Source organism: Comamonas testosteroni (assembly GCF_000761245.1).
Lineage (GTDB): Bacteria > Pseudomonadota > Gammaproteobacteria > Burkholderiales > Burkholderiaceae_C > Comamonas > Comamonas testosteroni_C.
Map to the genome: position 1 here is coordinate 340,531 of NZ_AWOR01000068.1, position 25,924 is coordinate 366,454.

19 protein-coding genes are annotated in these 25,924 nt (G+C 64.4%); 6 read left to right on the forward strand and 13 right to left on the reverse strand.

The window, feature by feature from the left end:
- Positions 1–38 precede the first annotated feature (38 nt).
- The 5 genes from P353_RS20490 to P353_RS20505 form a co-directional block, all read right to left on the reverse strand.
- Positions 39–2,273 carry a phosphocholine-specific phospholipase C gene (locus P353_RS20490; RefSeq protein ID WP_198529107.1) on the reverse strand — a complete coding sequence of 745 codons (2,235 nt, stop codon included), beginning with the start codon at positions 2,271–2,273 and terminating at the stop codon, positions 39–41.
- Between the two features lie 25 nt (positions 2,274–2,298).
- Positions 2,299–2,463, reverse strand: coding sequence for a hypothetical protein (locus tag P353_RS29645; protein ID WP_196354075.1), 165 nt, complete (start codon positions 2,461–2,463; stop codon positions 2,299–2,301).
- Positions 2,464–2,691: 228 nt separating this feature from the next.
- The gene (locus P353_RS20495) at positions 2,692–5,814 is read right to left on the reverse strand and encodes an efflux RND transporter permease subunit (RefSeq protein ID WP_034373741.1); all 3,123 of its coding nucleotides are present in this window, start codon (positions 5,812–5,814) and stop codon (positions 2,692–2,694) included.
- Between the two features lie 144 nt (positions 5,815–5,958).
- Positions 5,959–7,287, reverse strand: a complete 1,329-nt coding sequence (locus tag P353_RS20500; protein ID WP_034373743.1) for an efflux RND transporter periplasmic adaptor subunit — start codon at positions 7,285–7,287, stop codon at positions 5,959–5,961.
- A gap of 15 nt (positions 7,288–7,302) precedes the next feature.
- Entirely contained in the window at positions 7,303–8,565 is a 1,263-nt protein-coding gene (locus P353_RS20505) for a TolC family protein (protein WP_034373745.1), read from the reverse strand.
- A gap of 147 nt (positions 8,566–8,712) precedes the next feature.
- Here P353_RS20505 and P353_RS20510 point away from each other — a divergent pair, with 147 nt between their 5' ends.
- Entirely contained in the window at positions 8,713–9,402 is a 690-nt protein-coding gene (locus P353_RS20510) for a heavy metal response regulator transcription factor (RefSeq protein ID WP_034374188.1), read from the forward strand.
- 3 nt (positions 9,403–9,405) lie between these two features.
- Here P353_RS20510 and P353_RS20515 read toward each other — a convergent pair whose 3' ends face one another.
- Positions 9,406–9,747: a DUF5713 family protein gene (locus tag P353_RS20515; protein ID WP_034373748.1), complete on the reverse strand. Its 342-nt coding sequence runs from the start codon at positions 9,745–9,747 to the stop codon at positions 9,406–9,408.
- Positions 9,748–9,821: 74 nt separating this feature from the next.
- Between P353_RS20515 and P353_RS20520 the strand changes: the two genes are divergently transcribed.
- From P353_RS20520 to P353_RS20530, 3 genes are all read left to right on the forward strand, one after another.
- Positions 9,822–11,219, forward strand: coding sequence for a heavy metal sensor histidine kinase (locus tag P353_RS20520; protein WP_034373751.1), 1,398 nt, complete (start codon positions 9,822–9,824; stop codon positions 11,217–11,219).
- A gap of 99 nt (positions 11,220–11,318) precedes the next feature.
- Positions 11,319–11,723 carry a hypothetical protein gene (locus P353_RS20525; RefSeq protein ID WP_034374189.1) on the forward strand — a complete coding sequence of 135 codons (405 nt, stop codon included), beginning with the start codon at positions 11,319–11,321 and terminating at the stop codon, positions 11,721–11,723.
- A gap of 100 nt (positions 11,724–11,823) precedes the next feature.
- Entirely contained in the window at positions 11,824–12,255 is a 432-nt protein-coding gene (locus P353_RS20530) for a hypothetical protein (protein WP_034373754.1), read from the forward strand.
- A gap of 104 nt (positions 12,256–12,359) precedes the next feature.
- Here P353_RS20530 and P353_RS20535 read toward each other — a convergent pair whose 3' ends face one another.
- From P353_RS20535 to P353_RS20545, 3 genes are all read right to left on the reverse strand, one after another.
- Positions 12,360–13,337 carry a siderophore ABC transporter substrate-binding protein gene (locus tag P353_RS20535; RefSeq protein WP_034373757.1) on the reverse strand — a complete coding sequence of 326 codons (978 nt, stop codon included), beginning with the start codon at positions 13,335–13,337 and terminating at the stop codon, positions 12,360–12,362.
- Positions 13,338–13,417: 80 nt separating this feature from the next.
- Positions 13,418–15,439, reverse strand: coding sequence for a ligand-gated channel protein (locus tag P353_RS20540; RefSeq protein WP_034373760.1), 2,022 nt, complete (start codon positions 15,437–15,439; stop codon positions 13,418–13,420).
- Between the two features lie 360 nt (positions 15,440–15,799).
- Positions 15,800–17,125, reverse strand: a complete 1,326-nt coding sequence (locus P353_RS20545; protein ID WP_034374192.1) for a DUF445 domain-containing protein — start codon at positions 17,123–17,125, stop codon at positions 15,800–15,802.
- A 152-nt stretch (positions 17,126–17,277) separates the two neighbouring features.
- On the opposite strand from P353_RS20545, the gene P353_RS20550 reads away from it, so the two are divergent.
- Positions 17,278–17,523: a DUF3297 family protein gene (locus P353_RS20550; RefSeq protein WP_003050615.1), complete on the forward strand. Its 246-nt coding sequence runs from the start codon at positions 17,278–17,280 to the stop codon at positions 17,521–17,523.
- 294 nt (positions 17,524–17,817) lie between these two features.
- Here P353_RS20550 and hmpA read toward each other — a convergent pair whose 3' ends face one another.
- Positions 17,818–18,996 carry an NO-inducible flavohemoprotein gene (hmpA, locus tag P353_RS20555; RefSeq protein ID WP_034373762.1) on the reverse strand — a complete coding sequence of 393 codons (1,179 nt, stop codon included), beginning with the start codon at positions 18,994–18,996 and terminating at the stop codon, positions 17,818–17,820.
- Positions 18,997–19,155: 159 nt separating this feature from the next.
- On the opposite strand from hmpA, the gene norR reads away from it, so the two are divergent.
- Complete coding sequence (gene norR, locus P353_RS20560) at positions 19,156–20,742, forward strand: nitric oxide reductase transcriptional regulator NorR (RefSeq protein WP_034373764.1); 1,587 nt, start codon at positions 19,156–19,158, stop codon at positions 20,740–20,742.
- On the opposite strand, the gene P353_RS20565 is transcribed toward norR, so the two are convergent.
- The 3 genes from P353_RS20565 to P353_RS20575 form a co-directional block, all read right to left on the reverse strand.
- Entirely contained in the window at positions 20,743–21,153 is a 411-nt protein-coding gene (locus P353_RS20565; RefSeq protein ID WP_003073797.1) for an FKBP-type peptidyl-prolyl cis-trans isomerase, read from the reverse strand. It abuts the gene before it with no gap.
- An 89-nt stretch (positions 21,154–21,242) separates the two neighbouring features.
- A complete protein-coding gene (locus P353_RS20570) occupies positions 21,243–22,385 on the reverse strand; it encodes an aminotransferase class V-fold PLP-dependent enzyme (protein ID WP_034373767.1) in 1,143 nt (380 codons plus the stop codon).
- 211 nt (positions 22,386–22,596) lie between these two features.
- Positions 22,597–25,893, reverse strand: coding sequence for an acetyl-CoA carboxylase family protein (locus P353_RS20575; RefSeq protein WP_034373770.1), 3,297 nt, complete (start codon positions 25,891–25,893; stop codon positions 22,597–22,599).
- Between the last annotated feature and the right edge of the window lie 31 nt (positions 25,894–25,924).

The following is a 25,924-nucleotide window of genomic DNA, read 5'->3' on the forward strand; positions in this document are numbered from 1 at the left end:
TGCATGCCAGACAGGTCCGCAAAGGCGCAGCATGGTCGCTATACCTCGCCCATGGCAGGGTCGCTGATCGTGTGCTGACCAGTTTCCACGCGACCGGCAAAGCGCCGGTAGTACGCTGGATCGCTGCTGCAGGTTACGGCAAAGTCATACCACTGGCCGCTGGCCTTCAGCTCCCAATGCCTCTCGGCGCTGGCGGCGGCGGCAACACTAACCGTCCATGGACCGTCGCTCAGATAGGCCATGGGTGTGACGGTGAACACCGCAGACTGAGCGCCCTTGTTCATCAGATCCACGTAGACATTGCCATTGGTGATGTCGTAACACACACGCACCTCGGGGGCGGCCTGTGTACTGCCCAGGCGATTCAGGTCGCCCTTGAAGTGGCGGTGAAAACCGTTGGGGCCCAGCACCCAGAGGTCGTACTTGCCGAAATTATCACGCACGGCATCCCAGGTATCGGACAGAGTCTTGCCCGCTTCCACCATATAGCGGCGCGGCGTGCGATCGAGCTTGTAGCGGTCATAGACATGGAAGACTGCCGCCTGCGTACCGGTGTTGGCAAACACCAGCTCCACCTGGCTGTTGGCCTGACAGCGCGCACTGGTGTGTAGCTCGTAGGGCAAGGCCCGCGACGGACGCGTACCGCCTGCCTGCAAAGGCAGTTGCATATCGCGCGGCACCGGCACCGCGGGCAGCTTTTGCTGATCGGCGCGCAGCTGGTCGGCGACATCGCGTGTGGACCGCCCGGCCAGCACGGGCAGTGCCTCGTTGTTCGGCGTCTTGAAGTTGAAGGTGCTCAGAAGATCTCCACATACCGCACGGCGGAACGGGCTGATATTGGGCTCCTTCACGCCGAAGCGGGCCTCCAGAAAACGCAGCACCGACGTATGGTCGAACACCTGCGAGTTGACCCAGCCGCCACGGCTCCAGGGCGAGATCACATACAGCGGAACGCGCGGCCCGGGACCGTAGACACGGCCATCGGGGGCGGGCTGGCTGCGGCTGCCTGCCGGTGCGCCATGCGTGAAGTACTCGGCCTGCAGATCGGCTTGCGGCAGCGTGGTCTTGCCTGCATAGGTCTTGTCGGCGTTCTGCGATGGCGCCGAGGGAGAAGGCATATGGTCGAAGTAGCCATCGTTCTCGTCGAAGTTGACCAGCAGCACGGTCTTGCTCCAGACATCGGGATTGGCCGTCAGCGCGTCCAGCACCTCCTGCAGAAACCAGGCGCCCTGCACAGGGCTGGATGGGCCGGGGTGTTCGCAATAGATGGACGGTGCATTGACCCAGGACACCTGCGGCAGCTTGCCTTCGCGGATATCGCGCTTGAAGGCGTCCAGGTATTCCTCTGGCTTGTTGCCGGGCAAGGTGTTGGCAACGCCTTTGTACAGCGGGTTGGCTGCGTTGTCGCTGGCCGCATCATAGGCGTGGTAGGGCAAGGCCTGGCCGGTGTTGGTATACGGCGCATTGGGTGCGCCGCCGCTGGAGACCGGAAAGCCGGAGGCCAGATTCGCTCGGCGAAAGTTCTGGAACGCCCCCAGCATGTTGTCGCCCCACTCGTCGGGCATGTTCTGGTAGCTGATCCAGCTCACCCCGGCTTCCTGCAGCCGCTCGGCATAGGTCTTCCATGTGTAGCCGGTGTTGGCATCGCTGGGCACGCCGTTGATGGCATCCCACTCGTTATTCACGAACGCCACGTTCTGCGGTATGGCACCGTTGGTGCCTGTCATGTGGAATGACCGATTGGCGTCGGTGCCGGTGTGCATGGCGCAGTGGTAGGCATCGCAGATCGTGAAGGCATTGGCCAGCGCGAACTGGTAGGGCAGCTCCTGCTCCTTGAAATAGCCCATGGAGGTGTCCGTCTTGGCCACGGGCCAGCGCGACATGCGGCCGTTGTCCCAGGCCTGCTGACTGTCCAGCCAGGAATGGGGGGTGCCGGAAACGCGCTGCGCATTGTTGGCCGTCCCGTCCAGATGGTAGGGCGTGATGACCGTACCGTTGGTACGCTCCTGCTGCCAGACCTTGCGGCCGTTGGGCACGGGAATCGTCATCCGGTCGCCAAAGCCGCGCACCCCTTTGAGCGTGCCGAAGTACTGGTCGAAGGAACGGTTTTCCTGCATCAGGATCACCACATGCTGCACGTCCATGACGGTGCCCGTGACGTTATTGGCAGGAATGGCCAGCGCACGGCGGATGCTCGGAGGAAAGGCGGCCAGTGCGGCAGCGGAAAAGGCGGCGTTCTTGCCGGCCTGCAGAAGGTTGCGTCGCGAAATCATGGTGAAGCCTTGTCTGTCACCGCGCTCAGGGAGCACAGCGCATCTCCGGCTTGGCCGGCTCGGTGGGGGTCGTGGGATTGGTGGGGGTCGTCGGGGCAGGCGGGCTGTCATCGCTGCCACCACAGGCGGCCAGCGTGGCGGCCGTCAGGCAGACGAGCGCCAGCGCCTTGATCAAACGCTTGTTTTGCATGGAGTCTTTCGCTTGGATGTCGACAGGTTTCGACCGGCAAGAATCTAGGAAAAGCTCGTGTCATCCCGATGACGTTCGTGTTTCAGTACGTTTCTTCGCATCGGGCCAGCGCTCAAGATTCGCGAGCCTTGCTCGGCACGAAGCGCCATGCAAAAAGGGCCGATGCATTCGCATCGGCCCTGTGCAGAAAACATCGAAACGCCAGTCAGAACGCTGGCGCTTGCACGGCTACTCGCGCTTCTGGTAACCGAGTCTGTACAGCAGCGGAAGCACCAGCAGCGTCAGCACCGTGGACGAAAGAATGCCGCCAATCACCACCGTGGCCAGCGGCCTTTGCACCTCTGCCCCCGTTCCCGTGGCAATCGCCATGGGCACAAAGCCCAGCGATGCCACCAGAGCCGTCATCAGCACGGGACGCAGACGCGTGAGCGCCCCTTCGGTGACGGCCTGTTCAACGCTCATGCCCTGCTCGCGCAGCGAACGGATATAGGCAATCATGACCAGGCCGTTGAGCACGGCCACGCCGCAGAGTGCGATAAAGCCGATGGCCGCCGAAATGGACAGCGGAATTCCGCGCAGCCACAGCGCCGCGATCCCGCCCGTCAATGCAAACGGAATGCCGGTGAAGACGATGAGACCGTCGCGTACATTGCCGAACATGGCAAACAACAGCGTGAACACCAGCGCCAGTGCCACGGGCACCACGATCATCAGGCGCTGGCGGGCCGACTCGAGGTTCTCGAAGGTTCCGCCCCAGCGTGTCCAGTAACCTGCAGGCAACGCAACGCCTTCGAGTTCCTGCTGAGCCTGCGCCACGAAGGAGCCGATATCGCGCCCGCGTACGTTGGCGCTGACAACGATGCGGCGCTTGCCGTCCTCGCGGCTGACCTGGTTGGGCCCCGGTGCCAACTCCACCGTCGCCACCGATGACAGCGGCACAAAGCCCAGACGCCCGTCGCCGCCGCGCGGCAGCGCAATCGGCAGGCGGCCTATGCTGTCCACATCGCTGCGCATCGCCTCTGGCAGGCGGACCTGGATGGCAAAACGTCGATCTCCCTCGAATACCGTGCCGGCTTCACGCCCGCCGAATGCCGTGCTGATGGCATCTTGCACATCGCCCATGTTCAGACCGTAACGCGAGGCTTTTTCGCGGTCGATCTGTACCGTGAGCATGGGCAGGCCCGTGGTCTGCTCGACCTTGACCTCGGAGGCACCAGGAATCTTTTGCAGCATGGCAGCCACGGCCTGTGCGGACTTTTCCAGCTGAGCCATGTCATCGCCGAAGATCTTGACGGCCACATCGCTGCGCACGCCCGAGATCAGCTCATTGAAGCGCAGCTGTATCGGCTGCGAGAACTCGTAGTTGCTGCCCGGAATCTTTTCTACAGTCTCTTGTACGGCAGCCAGCAGATCGTCACGCGAGCGTGCCGGATCGGGCCATTGCTCACGCGGTTTGAGCATGATGTAGCCGTCCGAAATATTAGGCGGCATGGGGTCGGAGGCGATCTCTGCCGTGCCGGTGCGCGCAAACACGCGCTCGATTTCAGGGAACTGCTTTTTGAGCTCGCTCTCGATCTGCATCTGCATCTGCACCGACTGCGTAAGGCTGGTGCCCGGTATGCGCAGCGCCTGAATCGCAAAGTCGCCTTCATTGAGATTGGGCGCAAACTCACTGCCCATGCGCGTGGCCAGCAACAGACTCAGGGCGACGATGACGCTGGCCGCCGTCAACACCACTGCTGGTGCATGCATGACCTTGTCCAGCACTGGCGCATAGGCACGGCGCGCCCACTCCATCAGACGGTTTTCCTTCTCGGCCACCTTGTCGCCCATGAACAGTGCGATCGCGGCAGGGATGAAGGTGATAGACAGCAGCATGGCCCCCAGCAGCGCGATCACCACCGTCAGCGCCATGGGGTGAAACATCTTTCCTTCCACACCGGTGAGCGCAAAAATGGGCAGATAGACCACCATGATGATGAGCTGACCGAACAACAACGGACGCCGAGCCTCCTTGGCTGCCGCAAACACTTCTTCGAAACGTTCGCTGCGGGTCAACGATCGGCCTGCTGCCGCCTGCGCATGGGCCAGACGGCGCACGCAGTTCTCCACGATCACCACCGCGCCGTCAATGATGATGCCGAAGTCCAGCGCCCCAAGGCTCATCAGATTTGCGCTGACGCGCATCTGCACCATGCCCGTGAAGGTGAACAGCATGGACAGCGGAATGATGAGCGCCGTGATTAGCGCTGCCCGCAGATTGCCCAGGAACAGGAACAGGATCGCCACGACCAGCGCCGCACCTTCGATCAGGTTCTTCTTGACCGTGGCAATGGCCTTGTCCACCAGATTGGTGCGGTCGTACACCGTCACGGCCTTCACGCCGGGCGGCAGACTTTTGTTGATCACCTGCATGCGCTCATGCACCGCCTGCGCCACTGCGCGGCTGTTCTCGCCAATCAGCATGAACACCGTACCCAGCACCACTTCGCGACCGTTGTCCGTGGCTGCCCCCGTACGCAGCTCACGGCCCAGGCCCACATCGGCCAGATCGCGCACACGAATCGGCTGGCCTTGCGCCGAGCCCACGATGACTTCGCGAATATCGGCAATGCCCCCCACCTGCCCCGGTGCGCGGATCAGATACTGCTCACCCTGGCGTTCGATATAGCCGGCCCCCACATTGGCGTTGTTGCGCTCCAGCGCCGTGACGATATCGGCCAGCGTGAAACCATAGGCAGCCAGCTTTTGCGGCTGCGGTGCCACCAGATATTCCTTGGCGAAGCCGCCAATGGAGTTGATCTCGGTCACGCCCGCCACATTGCGCAACTGGGGCTTGATGACCCAGTCCTGGATCTCGCGCAGATCCATGGGCGTATAGGGCGTGCCGTCTGGCTTGGTGGTGCCGTCATCGGCCTCCACGGTCCACAGATAGATCTCGCCCAGCCCCGTGGAAATAGGCCCCAGCGCAGGCGCGACGCCGGCCGGCAGGGCGTCGCGCGCCTGCTGCATGCGCTCGTTAACCAACTGGCGCGCAAAGTAGATGTCCGTGCCGTCCTTGAACACCACGGTCACCTGGGACAGGCCGTAGCGCGACAGCGAACGGGTCTGCTCCAGGCCCGGCAGGCCGGCCATCACGGTCTCGATGGGGAAGGTGACGCGCTGCTCGGTCTCCAGCGGCGAATAGCCGGGCGCCGACGTATTGATCTGCACCTGCACATTGGTGATGTCGGGCACGGCATCGATGGGCAGGCGCTGGTAGTTGTAGATACCCAGGCCCACCAGGGCAAGCGTGGCCAGCATGACCAGCCAGCGCTGGGCAATGGCAAAGCGGATGATGCGCTCAAACATTCAAACTCCAAAACAGGATTCAGGGCCCGCGCTCATTTGCGACCTGACAGAGGGACACCGAGCAAGGGCCGCCTCGCAGCGGGGCCGCCCAGGCGAGGGGGTCGTCCCTTGGGGGAAGGCGCGCCGCGCCTCAGGGGGTTCCATTTAATGCACATGCTCGGCCGTGGCCTTGCCCAGCTCGGACTTCAGCACGAAGGCCCCGTCCTTCACATAGCGCTGGCCTGTACTCAGGCCCTGCAGCACTTCGGTGTTCCGGCCATCGGTCTTGCCCAATTTCAGGGCCTGCGCCTTGAAGCCGCCGTCCACCGGCACAAACACCACGGGCTTGTCGCCGTCGATCTTCTGGATGGCCGCACTGGCCACCGTCACCGCCGCCTTCTGGCCGGATGCCGTCAGTTCCACATTCACGAAGAGGCCCGGGCGCCAGATACCATCCGGGTTGTCCAGGGTGATGCGTGCCGGTGCCGTGCGGGTTTCCTGCCCGATCAAGGCGCCCACATAGGCCACCGTCCCCGTGGCTCTCGATTCAAAGGCCGTCGCATGCACAGTGGCCTGTTCGCCCACGCGCACAAAGGGCAGGTCGCCAGCGGCCACCTTCATTTCGGCCCAGACCGAACGCAGATCGGAGATGGTGAACACGGCCGTGCTGTCCTGCACGGCCTCGCCCACGGAGAGATGCTTTTCCACCACCACCCCATCGAAGGGCGTGCGCAGCTCGAAGCGGTTCAGCGCCCCGGCAGAGCCTGAGCCAGCACCGATCGCAGCCAGCTTCTGCTGCGCATTGGCGGACGCGATCTCGGCCTCGCGCAGCACCTGCTGGGCCTGCAGATAATCCTGCTCGGCCGAGATCTTTTCCTGCCACAACTGCTTCTCGCGCTGATAGGTGGTGCGCGCCAGTGCGAGGCGCTTTTGCGCGGCCATCAGCTCGCTGCGCTGCTCGGATACCGCAGGGCTGGTCAGGGTGGCCAGCAACTGGCCCTTCTTTACCACCTGCCCCAGATTAGCCGCCACACTCTCCGCCACGCCCGCCACCCGCGGCACCACATGGGCCGTCCTGTCCTCGTTGAAACGAATCTCACCCGGCAACTGCAGCATGCTGGCTATCAACGCCGGGCCGGCCTCGGCCAGCGCCACGCCCGCAGCCCTGGCACGCTCGGCATCGAGTTTGAGCAGGCCTTCATCCTCATCATCGGCATGAGCGGATTCGGGCTTGACTGCGGTTTTTCCGGTGCTTGCTGCCTGTTCATGCCCAGGCTCGCTGCCATGGTCATGCCCCTCTTTTTCGTCATGCTCATGCCCACTCTTTTCTTCATGGGCATGACTCTTTTCTGCAGCTCCGTGGGCATGGCCTTCCGCGTTTGCAGCCGCTGGCTGCGTACCGTAGACAATGGCTGCAGCAGCGGCCGCACCCAGCGCCAGAATGATGGCGATGGCAATCGCCGTGCGGCGTGGCTTAGGGGATGTGGAATTCATGATATGTGCTTGTTCTTACTCAAGACCGGGCACATCGCCCAGTTGGCGGGTGATGTCGGCAGCCGCCTGATGGGTTGCCACCAGCTGCTCCAGATAGAGGCTGCGCGCCTCGGCCAGCGTGCGCTGGGCGTCCAGCACTTCCAGGTAGCTGAACTTGCCCATGGCAAAGCCCTTGGCAGCAACTTCGTAGGCGGACTGGGCCGCCGGCAGGACCTGCTGCGCCAGTTGCTCGGCCTGGGCCCGGCTGGTCTGCAGCTGCTCGCGTTGCTGCTGCAACTGTGCGTACATTTGCTGGCGCGTGGCCAACAGCTCGTCCTCGGCCTTGTCTGCCAGACGCAGCGCCTGCAGCTGATTGCCGCGGTTGCTGTCCAGAATCGGCAGCGGCACCGAGATACCCACCACCAGCTGATTGCGTCCCACTTCCTGCGCACGCTTCATGCCCAGACTCACGCTGGGGTCAGGCAGGCGCTTGGCACGCTCGAGCTCGGCTACGGACCTGGCTTGAAAAACGGCCTGCTGCGCGCGCAGCATCTGCGGTGAATGCTCCAGCTTTTCCAGCATCAAACTTTCATCGGGCAGCACCGGCAGTTGCGCCAGCTCCCCCACCGCGCTGCCAAATGCCGCAGGCTGCGCTCCCCACAGCGCCGCCAGCTGCTGACGTGCCACACGCAGACCGGAGCGCGCTTGCGCCAGCGCCAGCTCGGCACTGCTCTCGGCCACGCGAGCCTTGGTTTCCTCGAGCGGCGCCACCTTGCCTGCCAGCACACGCTTGGCCGCAGCATCTCGGGCACTGCTGGCAATCTCCAGCGTCTTCTGATGCAGCTGCACGCGTTGCTGGCCGGCCAGCACATTGGCAAATGCCGTGCGCACATCGGCACGCAGAGCGGCCTGCGCGGCTTGCAGCTCGGCCCTGACCAGTTCGCGGCCATGCTCGGCCGCCTTCATGCGGGCCTCGCGCTTGCCGCCGATCTCTATGGACTGGTTCCACTGCAGCGTCATGGAGCGGGTTTCGCGGCGCGTGTCTTCCTGCGAATAGGCCAGCTCGGGATTGGGTCTGGCGCGACTTTGGACCAATGCCCCCTCGCTGGCCGCCAGGGCCTGCGCTGCAGCTCGCAGACTGGGGTTGTGCTCCATGGCCAGCGTCAGTGCGGCCTGTAGGCTGATTGGCGCTGTTGCTGTTGCTGTTGCCGGCGCAGCTTGTTGCGCCCAGGCACAAGGCACGAAAAGGCCCAAACCGCTGCCCAGCAACGCAGCGGCCGCCTTGGTGATGAATGTCATGGTGATGCTCCGCCGGCATGCCTGCCCTTCCATTGGCAGTCTTGTGCAAGCGGAGCAAATCTAGCCTCATAGCCCCCACAGGGTTCTGACCTCAAGATGACAAATTTGTCATCTTTGCAAACGACCGACTTGCTCGACAATCTGCGCATGAAGCTTCTAGTCATCGAGGACGAAACCAAACTCGCCGAGTACCTGCAAAAAGGCCTGGGCGAGGAAGGCTTTGTGGTCGATGCCGCGCACAACGGCATTGACGGCCTGCATCTTGCCACCGAGCAGCCCTACGATCTCATCATTCTGGACGGAATGCTGCCCGGCATAGACGGCCTGGCCGTGCTGGCGGCTCTGCGTCAGTCCCGCCAGACGCCAGTGCTCATGCTCACGGCCCGCGCCCAGGTGGAAGACCGCGTCAAAGGACTGCAGGCCGGCGCCGATGACTATCTGGTCAAGCCTTTTGCATTTTCAGAGCTGGTGGCCCGCATTCATGCACTGCTGCGCCGCGGCCTGCAGGCTCAGGCCACGCCCGAAGCCACGGTGCTGCGCATGGCCGATCTGGAGCTGGATCTGCTGCGTCACCGCGCCACGCGTGCGGGCCAGCGGCTGGACCTGACGGCCAAGGAATTCAATCTGCTGAGTCTGCTGTTGCGGCGCCAGGGCGAAGTGCTGTCACGCACCGAGCTGGCATCCCAGGTCTGGGACATGAACTTCGACAGCGAAACCAATGTCGTCGAGGTCGCCGTGCGCCGCCTGCGCCTCAAGCTCGACGCTCCGTTCGAGCTGCCCCTGCTGCACACGGTGCGCGGCATGGGCTATGTGCTGGAGCTTCGCGAGGATGGCTAGAACTTACCAGTCACGCTCGGTGATCAACTCTTCACGGTCGGCATCATAAAAACCGTAGGCATGGGCAATCGCCAGAAAATCGCTGCCAATGCAACCCCGAGCCACTGTTTCAATCTCGCTACCCTGCTCATCAAATTCTTGCTGCAAGTCATTGAAGCGCTCCGTCGCCACCAGGGTCAGCGCATAAAGCTGCTCCAGACTGGCAGGCTTTTTCGCCTCAATCTGCTGGCACAGTTCCACCAGAATGTCTGCTCCTTTTTTTACCAGTGCGCCGGGGTAATACGCATCGTCATACATTTCTGCCAAAAAGCGGTAGCCCGCCATTTTTGAATTGCTCAAGCTCACAAAATATCTCCTGAATACAAGGCCGTTGCAGCATAGCAGCGCTATGCGGCAGAACCTGATCCCAAGGAAAACCCATGACCCCATCCATTCCCCATCTGGGCAAACGCCTGTCGCGTGCGCTGGCCCTGCAAACCATGCTGGGGCTGGGTCTGGTCTGCGTGGCCGTGTATTGGGGCAGTCTGCTCGCCTTGACACTGCGCCAGCAGGAAAGCCTGGAGCAGAAACAGACCACAGTGACGCACTTGCTTCAGCAAGACCGGGATAGCCACTCCCCGGGCGCCATGCAGCACATGCTGTCCGACTTTCTCACCGGGCATGAGGACATGTCGATACGCGTCACGCAACAAAGCGGCCAGCTGTTCTTTGAAAAACTGAATCGCCCGCTGGACGACCGCCACAGCACAAGCCGCAGCTTTAGCGTGGAACTGCCTGCCAGCTCTGCCGAGCAAATGCCTCAAACCCTGCAGGTCCTGCTGCTGCTGGACCGCCGTCCCGACGATGCCCTGCTGCGCCAGCTGGCCTGGATTCTGGCTCTGGCAGCCGTGAGCAGCTCGCTGCTGGTCTCCCTCACCAGCGCCTGGCTGGTGCGGCGCGGGCTGGCGCCTCTGCATTCGCTGGTGGAGCAGACCCGGCAACTGGGCGCAAAGGATCTCACACACGACTGGCAGACCAGACTTGACGACAGCAACCAGCCCCAGGAGCTGCGTCCGCTGATTGCCCAGTTCAACGCGCTACTGGAGCGGCTGGCCGTGGCCTACCGCCAGATGGAGGCCTTCAACGCCGATGTGGCCCATGAGCTCAACACCCCGCTGACCACGCTCATCAGCAGCTGCGAGCTGGCGCTGCGCAAGCCCCGCGATGCGGGCGAGCTGCGCGACATCCTGGCCTCCAACCTGGAGGATCTGCAGCGCATGGCCGGCATCGTGGCGGACATGCTTTTTCTCTCTCACGCCGATCGCGGCGAGAGCGCGCACCGCATTCAGGTGGCCAGCCTGGCCAGCCTCGCGGACGAAGTGGTGGAGTACCACGAAGCCGCGCTGCAGGAGGCCGGTCTGCAGGTGCGGGTGCAGGGCGATGCTCAGGCCCAGGTCGATGCGCGATTGCTGCGCCGGGCGCTGTCCAATCTGCTGGGCAATGCCACCCGCTATGCCACGCCGGGCAGCTGCATAGAGATACAGATCAGCATGCCGCAGGCCGGCCAGGTCACGCTGGCGGTGCACAACCAGGGCCAGGCCATTGCGCCCGAGCACCTGCCCAGGCTGTTTGACCGTTTCTACCGCTCGGACGCAGCGCGCAGCCAGGCCGATCGCAACCACGGCCTGGGCCTGTCCATCGTGGCCGCCATTGCACGCATGCATGGCGGACAGGCGTTTGCGCACTCCGACCACCCCGTCACCAGCATCGGGCTGAGCCTGCCTGCAGGCCAGGACGCGCAAGCCCGGGCACCTGTTTCCGGAGGCAACCGGGCGTAAATGCCGGGGATGCCCACAAGCAGCACCGCGCGGGGATGACACGGAGCTGCGCGTCCAGGCCGCAAGATGGCCGGCCGTGTATCGCTGAAAGGAAACACCATGCATTGCTTGAGACATGCGGCCTGCCTGGCCTTGGCCGCCAGTGCTGCTCTTGGCCTGCCCGCTCTGGCTCAGGGCCGGATTCCCGATATGCAGCAGGCCGGCGCCCTGCGCTACAGCTGTGGCGGCATCGGCGAGGACGAATCCACGCTCATGCGCGCCGCGATGAAGGACTACCCGCTGTCGCTGCTGTTTGCGCAAAAGGACGGTGCCTACCTGGCCAATGTGGCGGTCGAGGTCAGCTCCGGCAAGGACAGCAGCCGCTTCACGGCCAACGGCCCGGTCTGCCTGATCCAGCTGCCCGCCGGCAGCTACAAGATCACCGCCACCACCAGGGAAGGCAGCAGCCAGACCCAGGCGGCAGAGATCGGCAAGGGGCCGCGCCAGCTGGACTTCCGCTACTAGCGACAAGCCGCTGGCAGGCAGCGGCAATGTCCCGGGGCCGTTCAGGGGAGATGCGCGCTGTCGCGCTCCTCGGGGCCAGGCAATGAGGACAATAAGCGCCATGTCCCAAGATCAAGACGCATCCACCTATCAGGCCCATCTGCAGGCCGGCAACGCGCTGGTGCAGCAGGCCCAGAAGATTGCCACGCAGGACTTCGAGCAGGCCCGCGCGTTCTGGCAGGCCGCCGGCAAGGAGTTCTATCTGGCGCACAAGGCCGATATGAGCGAGCCCGAAGCCGCCTTTCGCCTGGCACAGGCCTGGATGGCCGAGGCCCACGCCTTGCAAAAGGAAGAGAACAGGAGCGCGCTGGTCATGTGGGCCAACGCTGCTGCGCAATGCGAGCTGGCCTTTGACCTGGAGCCCGAGAACGGCCGCATCGCCATGACGGCCGCCAGCTGCCATCTGTTTGCCGGCCAGACCGATGCCGCCAAGGCCTGGCAGCTGATTGGCAAGCAGCTGCTGCCGCCCGAGCCTTCCGCGCCCGACGCCTGATATTTTTTAATAGCATTCAGCGCATGAAAATAAAGGGTTTCAATGCTTTTATGCATTGAAACCCTTTACTCATTGGCGAAAGCAGCTATTAAATTTTCTGTCTCTCACGGAGACTGGCGCTCGAGTGCGGTGCGGATCTGCTGCGCATTGGCCTGCATGGCCTGGGGGCCGCTGCTGCCCAGCAAATACCAGAGCTGCGGATCGACGAACACCAGCTGCTGCTTGCGGCCCGCACGCGTGCTCTTGATGATGTCGTTGTCGAACAGCACCCGCGACGGCAGGACCGGCTGGCCGTCCTTGTCCCTGGTGCTGCCCGTGCCCGCATTGCGGTCGATCACGAACAGCCATTCGGGGTCGATCCTGGCGATATCGTCCATCTTCAGCGCAATGCCGCGCGCCTGTGCCGGGTCTGCGGGCAGGGCTGGCTTGATGCCCAGCACGTCATGCAGCAGACCGAAGCGCGAGCCCGGCGTCTGGGCGCTCATGTTTTGGTTGACGGCCAGCACCAGCAGGCCCGGTGCAGCCCGGGCCGCGACGGCGCGGGTGGCCTCGACTTCGCTGCGCACCTGCTGCATGAGCTGCGCGCCCTGCGCCTGCTTGCCCCAGAGGCTTGCCAGTGCGGTCACATTGCGCTGCATATCGCCGAGCAAGTCCTTGCCCGAGGTGCTCAGATCCAGCGTGGGCGCGATACGGCTCAGCGCTTCGTACTTGCTGGCCGAGCGGCCGGCCACCACGATCAGATCGGGACGGATGCGGCTCAGCGCCTCGTATTCGGGCTCAAACAGCGATCCCGCCACCTGGTAGCGGGCATCGGCGTAGCCGGCCAGATAGGCGGGGAAATGAACCCTGGGCACTCCCGTCACCGGCAGCTTGAGCGCCTGCATGGTGTCAAGCGAAGCCAGGTCGTACACCACCACGCGCTGAGGAACCAGGAGCAGCTCGGTCACGCCCCGGGCATGCTCGACCTGCATGCGGGCGGGCTGGGCCGCAGACGGCCGGGCCGCCTGCGTTTGCGCCCAGGCGGAGCCGGCCATCATCAGCAGTGCCAGAGTGGCGGCGCGGCGGCTGTTCGGTTGTTGCATGAAGAACCTTGAAAAGCAAAACGGAAGAAAAGTCGGCAGCCAGTTGCCGCTCATCCCGGCAACGGCTGCGATGGCGACAATCAGAACTTGACGTTCATGCCCAGCCAGTAGCGGCGGCCGTCGAGCACGGTGTCGTAATTGACGCCGTCATAGATGACCTGCTTGTCCAGCAGGTTGTAGATGCCCGCGTACAGCGTGACGGTCTTGTTGAGCTTGTAGGAGCCGCCCAGGTCCAGCATGGTGTAGCTCTTCTGGGTGAAGCTGCCCGAGGATGCCCCGCCCGTGGGCGCGCTTTCCTCGCCGCGGTAGGACGCCTTGAGCCAGCCGTTGAGCTGGGCCGTGGGGCTCCAGTCCAGCGAGACATTGAACAGATGGCGCGGCAACTGGTTCAGCGGCAGGCCGGCAAACTGGCCGCTCTTTTGCTCGGACTTGGTGAAGGTGTAGTTGGTCTTCAGGCGCAGCGTCTTGCTCAGCTGGGTGCCCAGCGTGGCCTCCACGCCGCGCGTGATGGCGTTGTCCACATTGATGTTCGTGGTGGGCACGCGGCCCGAGCTGTTGAGCGGGCCGCAGCTGGGGCAGGCCACGCGGGTGATCTTGTCCTCGAACTCGTTGTCGAACACCGTCAGCCCTGCCGTGGTGCCGGCGCCGCTGTCGTAGAGCACGCCGATTTCCTTGGTCAGCGAGGTCTCGGGCTTCAGGTCGGGGTTGCCGTAGATATTGCCGCCACGGCTGCTCTGGCCCCAGTCACCCACGGTCTGGCGCAGCGACGGGGCGCGAAAGCCCGTGGAGACGCCGCCCTTGACCGTCCATTGCGCCGCCGGATTCCACACGCCATACAGGCGCGGGCTGACCTGGCCGCCGGCCTGGCTGTCATGGTCGTAGCGCAGGCCGCCGGTCAGTGCGAAGTCCTTGTGAAGGCGCCACTCGTCCTCGGCAAACACGGCCCACTGGCTGCGGTTGATGCTGGTGCGGCTGGCATTGGGCAAGGTGTTGGTGGTGGTGTCCGTCAGGTCCTGCTCGTTGTAGCTCACGCCCGTGGTCATCAGATGGCTGGCCCCCAGCGGCGCCACCCAGCTGCTGTTGAAGACCGTGTTCTTGATGGTCATGTCGCGCGACAGATTGCGCGTCTTCTCCTGCTGCAGATAGGTGTCCGAAGATGCCCAGCCCCAGCGTCCCTTGTGCTGCAGCGAGAAGTTGTCACGCTCGAATTGGCGGTCGCTGAGTGCAGCCGTGGCCGCCAGCGTCTTGCCCGGCGTCGAGGTGTAGTGCTGCTTGCCCGTGCCCAGCTCGGCAATGATGTCGTGGTCCTTGTTGGGCGTCAGCGCCAGCTTGACGTTGAGCGCGCGGTTGTCATAGTCGTTGTAGCCGTTGAGGATGTTGTCCTCGCCGCGCTTGTTGTAGTTGCCGTAGATGCTCAGGCCCAGCAGATCGGTCTGTATGGGGCCGGACAGATAGAAATTGCTCTGGTAGATATTGCCCGAGGAAGAGCGCTCCTGCAGCGTGGCCTCGGTGCGGATGGAGCCCATCCACTCCTTGGCCACCTTGCGTGTGATGATGTTGATCACGCCGCCCATGGCGTCCGAGCCGTAGAGCGAGGACATGGGGCCGCGCACCACCTCGATGCGCTCTATCGCCTCCAGCGGCGGCACCCAGCTCTGGTCGGTGCCGGTGGAGCCGTTGGCCTGGGTTTCGCGCGTGTTGGTGCGCTTGCCATCCACCAGGATCAGGGTGTAGTTCACGCCCATGCCACGCAGGCTGATGTCGTTGGAATTGTTGTCCGAAGGCACCAGATTCACGCCGGGCACGTCGCGCAGCGCATCATGCAGATTGTTGTAGCTGCCTTTTTCGAGCTCTTCGCGCGTGATGACGGAAATCGATGCGGGCGCATCCTTGATCTCCTGCTCGAAGCCCGAGGCCGTCACCACCACGGTCTCCAGAGATTTCTCCTGAGCCGCCGTCAGCCCCTGGGTCAGCAGGCCGGCCGCCGCCAGCGCCATGCCCAGCATGGGACGCAGTGGCCGGCGGGCGGTGGACAGAGGACGGGAAGACGAAGAGGCGCAGGCCGTGGCGAAGCCTGCAGCAGCGGCTGCATGAATTTGCATGATGAGTTTGGAAAAAGATGCACATCGACCAGGCACGGCTGCGCCCCATGGCCAGGGCCACGGAAAGCAGGTGCCGGTCAGCGAAGCATTCGCGCTGTTGGAGTGATGAAGAAGGCAATCACGATCTGCGCATGAGATCGTCCCTGGCTACACCATGCAGCGGGGCATGGCGGCATGCGGCCATTCAATGGGCATGCCTGGCTGAGTCAAAGATTACCGCAAGGTCTTCTTGTTGCGAATGGTTCTCATTTTAAACATAAACAGCAAGCATTCGAAAGAATTTTTACTGTTAAGTACTTTGACCAGGCCAGAACCAGCGTCGCCCGGCATCGGAATGCGCTACTGCGCCGTGAAAGGGCTTTAGCCCAGCCAGGCCAGCAGGCTGCGCCACAGGGCCGCAGCATGCGAGATGAGAAACAGCAGCAAACCGATGGCCCCGCCCACCAGCGTGCCGTTGATGCGTATGTACTGAAGATCCTTGCCGATATGCGCCTCGATCAGCGTGGCCAGCTGCTCGGCATCCCAGCGCTGCACCGTGTCGGCAATATGGCGGGCGATGAACTGCGAGACATCGGGCGCCAGCGTCGTCGCCCAGCGCTTGAGGCGCTCGTTCATGGACTCGCGCAGTGCCTCGTCATGCGCCAGAGCCTGGCCCAGCCAGCGCCCCATCACGGCGGCGCGCCGCGCCATGGCCGAATTCTCGTCGGCCAGATCACGCTCCAGCCTGGCGCGCCAGCCGGCCCACAGCTCGCGCAGGTAGACAGCCAGCTTCTCGTCGTGCAGCAGATAGTTGCGCAGCTTTTCCACACGCTCGGCGTAGGCCGGGTCGTTCTGCAGACCATCGATCAGGCGCTGTATCGAGTTGTCGAAGGCCTGGCGCAAACGGTGGCCGGGGTTCTGGGCCACATCCTGCAGCAGGCTGTCGAGAGCGCTGGCAATCACGCTGGCGCCCTTGTCACTGAGCCAGTCGGTGGGCAGCATTTTTTCCTTGATCGGGTGCTCGCGCTTGAGCCAGACCACGATGGTCTGCGCGATCATCACATGGGTCTGCTCCTGGCGCAGCACGCGGCTGATGCGCGCCAGCACATCGTCGAGCACCTCCTGGTGACGCCCGCCCGCCGTCAGCCCCGACAGCAGCGAAGCGGCCGCGCGCGACAGATCCACATGCTGCATCACGGCCTTGAGCGACTGGGTCAGAAACTTCTCGACCTGCTTGTCCTGCACCATCTCCAGCGCGGCCAGTGCCAGCCGCGCCACCTGTCTGCCCAGCAGTTGGCTGTTGGCGGGAGCCGTCAGCCAGTCGGCCAGCGCCTGGGCCGGGTTGTTGCGCTCGATCAGCGCCACCAGCGAAGGCGCGTCGAGAAACTTGTCGCGCACGAAAGTGGCCAGGTTGCGCCCTATGCGGTCCTTGTTGCGCGGAATGATGGCCGTGTGCCGCCCCACCAGCGGCAGCGGAATGTGGCGGAACAGCGCCGAGACCGCAAACCAGTCGGCCAGCGCCCCCACCATGGCGGCCTCGCAGATGGCACGCAGGCACACCAGCCACAGCGGCACGGCCTGGCCCTCCAGCCCCCAGCGCGAGCCCGCCAGCGCCGTGGCGATGAAGCCGGCCGTCACCAGCAGCAGCAAAATCAGCGGCAGCCGCTTGGCGCGCTGCAGGGACAGGCGTTGTTCTTCGGTGAGCATGGCGCAAGCATAGGCGAGTCGGGCCGGCTCGCCTATGCCTGCGGCCCCGATGGCCGCGCATGGCCTGCGCTGCACCATTGCGGCAACAGGCGGCAGGCTTTTGCAATTGCACCGAAAATAGCGCTCTTGTATTGCCTGACTCTCGAGAAATCATGACCGAAGCCACCCGCCCCGAACTGCCCGACCATCTGTCCGTTGACCCTCGCAGCCCCCACCATGTGGCTGCCGTGTTCGAGCACGACATCGGCATCCGCTTCAACGGCAAGGACCGCTTTGACGTCGAGGAATACTGCGTCAGCGAAGGCTGGGTCAAGGTGCCCGCCGGCAAGACCCTGGACCGCAAGGGCAAGCCCCTGCTGATCAAGCTCAAGGGCACGGTCGAAGCGTACTACCGTTGACCGCCTGAGGCGCTTTGCGCCTGGGCGGCCCTTGCTCGATGCCTCTCACTGGGCATTCGCCCAGTTCAAAGAGCAATGAGCCCAATCGCCGTCTCAATAAAAAGAGCTGCTCGCGCTGGTTCTGCAATGGTTTCAGATACTTTATGCACTGAAACTCAGCAATACCAAGCGCAGGCAGCTCTTTTTTCATGAGCATCCATTTGTTTGCAGATCACAGCGCTCAAAACCGGCGCGCCCAAAACGAGGGACGCCTAGCAAGGGCCGAGGCAAAACCGCTCAGGGGGTGCGATAACGTCAGGCCAGAGCTTCGGCCGGGCCGAAGAACTCGTAATGCACCTGGGCCTCGGGCACGCCCAGCTCGCGCAGCGACTGCTTGACGCTGCGCATGAAGCCGCGCGGGCCCAGGAAGTAGACATCGGCATCGCGCGACTCGGGCAGCCACTGGGCCAGTCGCTCGGTGCTCAGCAGGCCCTGGGCATCGACTTCATCGCCCGCATCCGCCTGGTCGTAGCAATAGCGGCGCGTGAGCTGCTCATGGCTGCTGGCCAGCGCATCGATCTTCTCGCGAAAGGCGTGCACGCCGCGATCGCGCGCGCAGTGGATGAAGGTGATCTCGCGGCCCGTGGGCAGCGCGGCCTGCAGCATAGGCAGCGTGGGCGTGATGCCCACACCGCCGCTGATCAGCACCAGGGGCTTGGCGTTGGCCTGCAAGGTGAAGTGGCCGGCAGGCGGGAACAGCTCCAGCGTATCGCCCACTTGCAGTTGGTCGTGCAGATGGTTGGAGACCTTGCCGCCGGCCTCGCGCTTGACGCTGATGCGATAGCTCTTGCCGTTGGCAGGCGCCGACAGCGAATAGTTGCGGCGCTGCTCCAGGCCGTCGACCACCACGCGCAGACCGATGTACTGGCCGGGCTGATGGGCGATCACCGCGCCGCCGTCCGCCGGCTCCAGGTAGAACGAGGTGATCTCGGCCGATTCGGCCTGCTTTTGCACCAGCTTGAAGGCGCGCGCACCGCGCCAGCCGCCTTCGGCCGCCGCCGTCTGATCGTAGGCGCTGCGCTCGGCCGCGATCAGGATATCGGCCAGTTGCTGATAGGCCGCCGCCCAGGCAGCGATCACCTCGTCCGTGGCGATCTCGGCGCCCAGCACCTCGCGAATGGCGCGCAGCAGGCAGGTGCCGACGATGGGGTAATGCTCGGCCTGCACCTGCAGCGCCACATGCTTGTTGATGATCTGGGCGGGCAGATTGCCCAGGTTTTCCAGGCGGTCGATGTTCTTGGCATACATCAGCACGCTGTGGGCCAGAGCGCGTGGCTGGGCACCGCTTTGCTGGTGAGCCTGGTTGAACAGCGGGCGCACCTCGGGGTACTCGCCCAGCATGGTCTGGTAGAAATGCGTGATCAGCGCCTCGCCGCCGGTTTCCAGCAGCGGCACGGTGGCCTTGACGATCTCGCGTTGACGTTCGGTAAGCATGCAAATCTCCTGGTTGCTGCCTTGCCAGCTGCAAGGCTTGAACAGATAAATGCAAACGGCATGCCAGCATCAAGACCACTGCAAAACAATGGCTTGCAAAAATATGAGTCAATATGACATTGCTCAATTGATGTCTTTTTGACGCATAACGCTGTCGTTATGACAACATCCCACATTCTCAACGCCGTCAGCCCGCTGATCGCCGATCTGGCCCAGGACCTGTCCGAGCGCGAACGCCTGCGCCGTCTGCTGGCCGCACTGCGCAACCTGCTGCCCGCCGATGCCGTGGCCCTGCTGAAGCTGGAAGGTGAATGGCTGCGCCCCATGGCGATCGACGGCCTGATGCCCGATACGCTTGGCCGACGTTTCCGTCTGGCCGAGCACCCGCGCTTTGCCCAGTTGCTGGCCGCCGGCCAGGCCATGCGCTTCGAACCCGACAGCCCCCTGCCCGATCCCTATGACGGGCTGGTGGCGCACAAGGGCCAGGCCATCAGCGAGCTGCATGTGCATGACTGCATGGGCTGCGTGCTGCAGCTGGGCGGCATGCCCTGGGGCCTGCTGACGCTGGATGCACTGGAGCCGGGGCGCTTTGCCGACCCTGCGGCGCTGGCCATGCTGCAGGCCTTCAGCAATCTGGCTGCGGCCACCGTGGCCACGGCCGAGCGCGTGCACCAGCTGTCCCAGCTCGCGCGCGGCGCCACCGGCTCTGCCAGAGCAGCCGCGCCGCAGGAGCGCGGACTGCAGGGCGCAAGCCCCGTCATGCGCCAGCTGCAAAAAGACATTTCCCTGGTCTCAGCCAGCGATCTTTGCGTGCTCATCACCGGCGAGACCGGCACTGGCAAGGAGCTGGTGGCGCAGGCCGTGCATGCGCAGTCGGGCCGTGCCGGCAAGCCCATGATCAGCATCAACTGCGCGGCCCTGCCCGACAACCTGGTCGAGAGCGAGCTGTTCGGCCATGTGCGCGGGGCCTTCACAGGAGCGCTGAGCGAGCGCAGCGGCAAGTTCGAGCAGGCGCACCAGGGCACGCTGTTCCTCGACGAGGTCGGCGAACTCTCGCTGCCCGTGCAGGCCAAGCTGCTGCGCGTGCTGCAAAGCGGCCAGCTGCAGCGCCTGGGCTCGGACCGGGAGCACCATGTGGATGTGCGCGTGATCGCCGCCACCAACCGCGACCTGGCAGCCGAAGTCGGTGCCGGGCGCATGCGCGCGGACTTCTATCACCGCCTCAATGTCTATCCGCTCAATGTGCCGCCGCTGCGCGAGCGCGACAGCGACGTGCTGCAGCTGGCGGGCTATTTCCTCGAGGAGAACCGCTCCAGGCTCAGGCTAGGCGGTCTGCGCCTGGATGCGGCCGCACAGGCGGCCTTGCTCAATCGCAGCTGGCCCGGCAATGTGCGCGAGCTCGAGCACTGCATCAGCCGCGCCGTGCTCAGGGCCCTGAGCCGCCATGACGGCAGCGCCAGCCGCGCCGGCTCCAGGCTGCGCATCGTGACGCTGGGGCTGGCCGATCTCTGGGAGCGGGCCGAGGCGCCAGCCACCGAACAGGCCCCAGCGTCCATGGATCCGGCCACACCGACGGCTGCGCCCGAGGCCGGCCTGCGCGCCGCCGTCAGCGCCTATGAACGCCAGCTGGTCAGCTCCAGCCTGGCCCGCCACCAGGGCAGCTGGGCCGCCGCAGCGCGCGAGCTGCAGCTCGATCGTGCCAATCTGCAGCGCCTGGCCAAGCGGCTTGAGATCGACAGGCCTTGATCAACGGCCCTGGATGCCCAGCAGCTCCACATCGAAGTTCAGCGTGGCATTGGGAGGCACGGCGCGGCCCGCGCCGCGTGAGCCGTAGGCAATGGCTGGCGGGCAGGTGAACTTGGCCTTGCCGCCAACCTTCATCTTCTGCACGCCCTCGGTCCAGCAGGGGATCACGCCATTGAGCGGGAACTCGATGGGCTGCTTGCGGGCATAGGAGCTGTCGAACTCCTTGCCGGTATCGGGGAAGTAGCCGCGGTAATGCACCTTGACGGTATCCGTCGCCTTGGGACTGGGGCCGCTGCCTTCGACCTGACTTTCATAGATCAGCCCGCTGGCGGTGGTGACCGGCGCAGCATGAACCACTGCGCCAGCACCCATGGCCCATACAAGACCGATCACGGAGATTGCTTTTTTCATATCGGATGCGCTGAATAAACAAAACCCGACTTTAGTACGAAGTCGGGTCGAAAAAATGTCACGGCAGCAATACTGCCGGCCACCTTGGCTCAGGTCCGGGCAATGCCGATATCGTCGAGCGCCTTGGACAGATGCGCCACGGAGCGATCCGAGTCATGCCATTTGTCCAGGCCGAACAGGCCGATGCGGAAGGTCTTGAAGTCCGGGCCTTCATCGCATTGCAGCGGCACGCCCGAGGCGGTCTGCAGGCCGACCTTGAGAAAGGCGCGGCCGCTCTGGATTTCCGCATCCGTGGTGTAGCTCACGACCACACCGGGAGCCTTGTAGCCCTCGGCGGCCACGCTGGGAAAGCCGCGTGACTGCAGCAGCTCGCGCACCTTGCGCCCCAGCTCCATCTGCTCTTCGCGCACCTTGGCAAAGCCGTACTCGCGCGTCTCCAGCATCACGTCGCGCAGGCGCAGCAGCGCATCGGTGGGCATGGTGGTGTGATAGGCGTGCTGGCCTTTTTCATAGCCCTCGGCAATCTGCATCCATTTCTTCAGGTCGCAGGAGAAGCTGGAGCTTTGCGTGTGCTCTATGGCCTCGCGGGCGCGCGCCGAGAGCATGACCATGGCGCAGCAAGGCGAGCTGCTCCAGCCCTTTTGCGGTGCCGAGATCAGCACGTCCACGCCGGTTTTCTCCATATCGACCCACATGGCGCCGGAGGCCACGCAGTCCAGCACGAACAGCGCGCCGACCTCGTGCGCAGCGTCGGCAACGGTGCGCAGGTATTCGTCGGGCAGCATGATGCCGCTGGCCGTCTCCACATGCGGGGCAAACACCACCTTTGGGCGCTCCACGCGAATGGTCTCGGCCACATCGGCTGCCGGGCATGGTGCCCAGGGGTCCTGGCTGCCCTCGCCTTGCTTGCGCGCCTTGCAGACCACGGAGCCGCCGCCCAGGCCCGCATCGGCATCGAAGATCTGCGTCCAGCGGTAGCTGAACCAGCCGTTGCGCACGATCAGCACCCGCTCGCGGTTGGCGAACTGGCGCGCAACGGCTTCCATGCCGAAGGTGCCGCTGCCGGGAATCAGCACGGCCGTGTTGGCGTGATAGACATCCTTGAGCATGCCCAGGATGTCCTGCATCACACCCACGAACTTCTTGGACATGTGGTTGAGCGCTCTATCGGTGTAGACCACCGAGAATTCAAGCAGGCCATCGGGATCGACGTCGGGCAAAAGTCCGGGCATGGGATATCTCCAATCGCAAATACTGGGCAATCAAAAACACCCCGGAGCAGCCGTTTGGCCGCCGGGGCGCTGGTGCAAGACATTCAGCTTAGCATGAGCCGGAATATGGTTTTGCGTATGCAGCTCATATCAAAAACATGAGCTACAAGCGCTTTGTACGTCGAAGATTCCGGCCGATTAAACGCTGCAAATGCGTAATCTCCATCAGCGTTTACCATGTGTCCACGAAGCGGCCTTCACCCTCGCGCAGGCGCGCACCGGCCAGGCCGCGCACCAGCCAGGCGCGGGTCTCCGCAGGGTCGATGACGGCATCGACTTCCAGCGTTGCAGCCATGTGCATGGCCTCGCCATGCGCGTATTGCTGGGCCAGCAGCTTTTGAAACAGCGCATCGCGCTCAGCCCCCTCGGGCAGGGCTTCGAGCTCCTTGCGAAAGCCCAGCCGCACCGCGCCCTCCAGACCCATGGCGCCGAACTCGCCCGTGGGCCAGGCCACATTGAAGATGGGCGCATGAAAGCTGCCCGCCGTCATGCCCATGGCGCCCAGGCCATAGCCTTTGCGCAGCACCACGCTGAAGTATGGGACGCGCAGCTTGGCCGCCATGACGAACAGCCGGCTGACATGGCGCACCTGGGCGGTTTTCTCGATCTCCGGCCCCACCATGAAGCCGGGCGTGTCGACCAGGCTGACGATGGCGATGCCGTGGGCATTGCACAGCTGCATGAAGCGCGCCGCCTTGTCGGCCGCGTCGGCATCGATGGCGCCGCCCAGATGGCCCGGGTTGTTGGCCATCAGCCCCACGGGCCGGCCCTCGATGCGCGCCAGCGCAGTGTGGATGCCGGCGCCGAAGCCAGCTCTCAGCATCAGCAGACTGCCCTCGTCCACCAGCCCGGCCATGGCGGCGCGGGTGTCGTAGGCGCGCAGGCGGTTCTCGGGCACGACCTGGCGCAGCAGGCGCTGATCGGGCTCGGACCATTGGTCGATGCGCCCCTGGAAGAAGGACAGATAGTGCCTGGCCGCGGCCACGGCCTGGGCCTCGTCGTCGACCAGGATGTCGATCACTCCATTCGCGTGCTGCACGCTGGCGGGACCGACTTCTTCGGGCCTGAAGACACCCAGGCCGCCGCCCTCGATCATGGCCGGTCCGCCCATGCCGATATTGCTGCTGCGCGTGGCGATGATCACATCGCTGCAACCCAGCAACGCGGCATTACCCGCAAAGCAGCGCCCATGGGTGATGCCCACCACCGGCACCTGACCCGACAGCGCCGCATAGGCCGCGAAGGTATGCACATGCAGGCCCGCGACCACGGGTGTATCGGTATCGCCGGGCCGGCCGCCACCGCCTTCGGCAAACAGCACCACGGGCAGCTTCTGCTGCAGCGCAATGCCCAGCATGCGGTCGGTCTTGGCGTGATTGCGCGCCCCCTGGGTGCCGGCCAGCACCGTGGCGTCATAGGACATGACCACGGCGCGCGACCGCTCTGCACCAAACTGCGCGGCATTGATGGAGCCCATGCCCGTGACCATGCCGTCGGCCGGTGTGTTGGCCACCAGATCGTCGAGGCTGCGCCTGCGCGTCTGCGCGGCAATCGCCAGCGCTCCGTATTCGATGAAGCTGCCTGCATCGCAAAGATCGGCAATGTTCTCGCGCGCGCTGCGGCTGCCCTGGGCATGGCGCCTGGCCATGGCGCCTGGTCGCGCCGCATCGAGCGTGAAGCCATGGCGCTCCTTGACGCGCTGCAGATCATCCCGGATGTGGTCGGGGTCCTGCAGCTGCGCCTGCACCTCGGCATGCGCCGCCTCGCCCTGCACGGGCGCGAGCACCAGCAAGGCCTGGTCCTGCGCCACATAGCTGCCGGGCTCTGCCAGCAGTTGCTGGACATGGCCTGCGGCCTGCGCCAGCAGCACATGCTGCATCTTCATGGCTTCAAGAATGCCCAGCTCGGCGCCCTTGGCCACCGTCTCGCCCGCTGCCACGGACCATTGCACAACCCTGGCCGGCATGGGCGCCAGCACAGCATTTTCAGGAGCTTGCTGCGCTTGATACACCTTGATTTCAGAATCAAAAGTATCTGAGTTCGTTGAATAGCTTGCGCTTGAAGCTATCTCTTTCGCAGCATCCAGCAGTTGCGGCAAGACCTCTTCGAGCCAGCGCGTGTGCACGGTCTGATCCAGCATCTCGGGCCGCTGCGCCAGGGCCTGCAGCAGCGGCAGATTGGTGGCCAGGCCCGCGATGCGGCAGTCGGCCAGCGCACGCCGGGAACGGCGCAGCACATCCTCGAAATGCGGCGCGTTGCTGTGCACGACGAGCTTGGCCAGCAAGGTGTCGTAATGGGGCGACGGGCTGACACCCTGCTGCGCATGGCTGTCCAGGCGTATGCCCGGCCCTTGCGGCCACTGCAGCTCGCCAATGCGGCCGCTGCCGGGGCGGGAGTGGCCCTGGGCATCGAGTGTTTCGGCATTGATGCGCCACTGCATGGCATAGCCGCGCGGCCGGGGCGGGGCATTCACGTTCAGGCCCAGATCGGCGAAATGCTCGCCCGCCGCAATGCGGATCTGGGCCTGCACCAGATCGACGCCAAAGACCTCTTCGGTAATCGTGTGCTCCACCTGCAGACGCGGGTTGGCCTCGATGAAGACATAGGGCAGAGACTCGGACTGCAGATCGACCAGAAACTCGAACGTGCCCAGGCTCTCGTAGCGCAGCCTGGCTGCCATGCGCAGCGCATCCTCGGTGATGCGCTCGCGCAGCGGCTGCGTCAGGCTGGGGCTGGGCGCAATCTCCACCAGCTTCTGGAAGCGCCGCTGCAGCGTGCATTCGCGCTCGCCCAGCGCCATGGGCCATTCGCTGCCGTCGCCCAGCAACTGAATCTCGATATGGCGCGCGCCGCTCATCAGCCGCTCGACATAGACGCCGTCCACGCCGAACGCTGCCTGGGCCTCGCTGCGGCAGCGCTGGTAGGCGGCCGCCACATCGCCCTCCTCGGTGACCGCACGCATGCCGCGCCCGCCGCCACCGCCGATGGCCTTGATCATGATGCCGCTGGCCCCGTCGGCCTGCTGGCGCGCAAAGAACTGCTGGGCCTGCTCCAGCGTCACGGCCTCGGTGCTGCCGGGCATCAGGGGCACGCCGCATTGCTGCGCCAGCGCACGGGCCCTGGCCTTGTCGCCAAGCAGCGCCAACTGCTCGGGCGTCGGGCCGATAAAGCGCAGCCCGGCTGCCGCACAGGCGCGCGCAAAGTCCGCGTTCTCGCTGAGAAAACCATAGCCCGGGTGCAGCGCATCACAACCATGCTGCTGCGCGATACGCAGCAGATGCGCGCCATCGAGATAGGCTGCCGGGCCGCTGGCGCCCAGTGCCTGCGCCTCGTCTGCGGCCTGCACATGCGGGGCCTGTGCATCATCGGCGGCGTACACCGCCAGGCTGGCAATGCCCAGCTCCTGCAGCGCTCGGATGATGCGCAGGGCGATTTCACCGCGGTTGGCGATCAGGACTTTCTTGAACATAGGACTCTCGTTTGAATAGCTTCTAGCACTC

Coding starts and splice junctions, on each gene's coding strand:
- P353_RS20505 (WP_034373745.1), bottom strand. CDS start 8,565: ATGACATTCATCACCAAGGCGGCCGCTGCGTTGCTGGGCAGCGGTTTG.
- P353_RS20495 (WP_034373741.1), bottom strand. CDS start 5,814: ATGTTTGAGCGCATCATCCGCTTTGCCATTGCCCAGCGCTGGCTGGTC.
- P353_RS20575 (WP_034373770.1), bottom strand. CDS start 25,893: ATGTTCAAGAAAGTCCTGATCGCCAACCGCGGTGAAATCGCCCTGCGC.
- P353_RS20535 (WP_034373757.1), bottom strand. CDS start 13,337: ATGCAACAACCGAACAGCCGCCGCGCCGCCACTCTGGCACTGCTGATG.
- P353_RS29645 (WP_196354075.1), bottom strand. CDS start 2,463: ATGCAAAACAAGCGTTTGATCAAGGCGCTGGCGCTCGTCTGCCTGACG.
- P353_RS20510 (WP_034374188.1), top strand. CDS start 8,713: ATGAAGCTTCTAGTCATCGAGGACGAAACCAAACTCGCCGAGTACCTG.
- P353_RS20525 (WP_034374189.1), top strand. CDS start 11,319: ATGCATTGCTTGAGACATGCGGCCTGCCTGGCCTTGGCCGCCAGTGCT.
- P353_RS20520 (WP_034373751.1), top strand. CDS start 9,822: ATGACCCCATCCATTCCCCATCTGGGCAAACGCCTGTCGCGTGCGCTG.
- P353_RS20570 (WP_034373767.1), bottom strand. CDS start 22,385: ATGCCCGGACTTTTGCCCGACGTCGATCCCGATGGCCTGCTTGAATTC.
- P353_RS20530 (WP_034373754.1), top strand. CDS start 11,824: ATGTCCCAAGATCAAGACGCATCCACCTATCAGGCCCATCTGCAGGCC.
- hmpA (WP_034373762.1), bottom strand. CDS start 18,996: ATGCTTACCGAACGTCAACGCGAGATCGTCAAGGCCACCGTGCCGCTG.
- P353_RS20490 (WP_198529107.1), bottom strand. CDS start 2,273: ATGATTTCGCGACGCAACCTTCTGCAGGCCGGCAAGAACGCCGCCTTT.
- P353_RS20540 (WP_034373760.1), bottom strand. CDS start 15,439: ATGCAAATTCATGCAGCCGCTGCTGCAGGCTTCGCCACGGCCTGCGCC.
- P353_RS20500 (WP_034373743.1), bottom strand. CDS start 7,287: ATGAATTCCACATCCCCTAAGCCACGCCGCACGGCGATTGCCATCGCC.
- P353_RS20545 (WP_034374192.1), bottom strand. CDS start 17,125: ATGCTCACCGAAGAACAACGCCTGTCCCTGCAGCGCGCCAAGCGGCTG.
- norR (WP_034373764.1), top strand. CDS start 19,156: ATGACAACATCCCACATTCTCAACGCCGTCAGCCCGCTGATCGCCGAT.
- P353_RS20550 (WP_003050615.1), top strand. CDS start 17,278: ATGACCGAAGCCACCCGCCCCGAACTGCCCGACCATCTGTCCGTTGAC.
- P353_RS20565 (WP_003073797.1), bottom strand. CDS start 21,153: ATGAAAAAAGCAATCTCCGTGATCGGTCTTGTATGGGCCATGGGTGCT.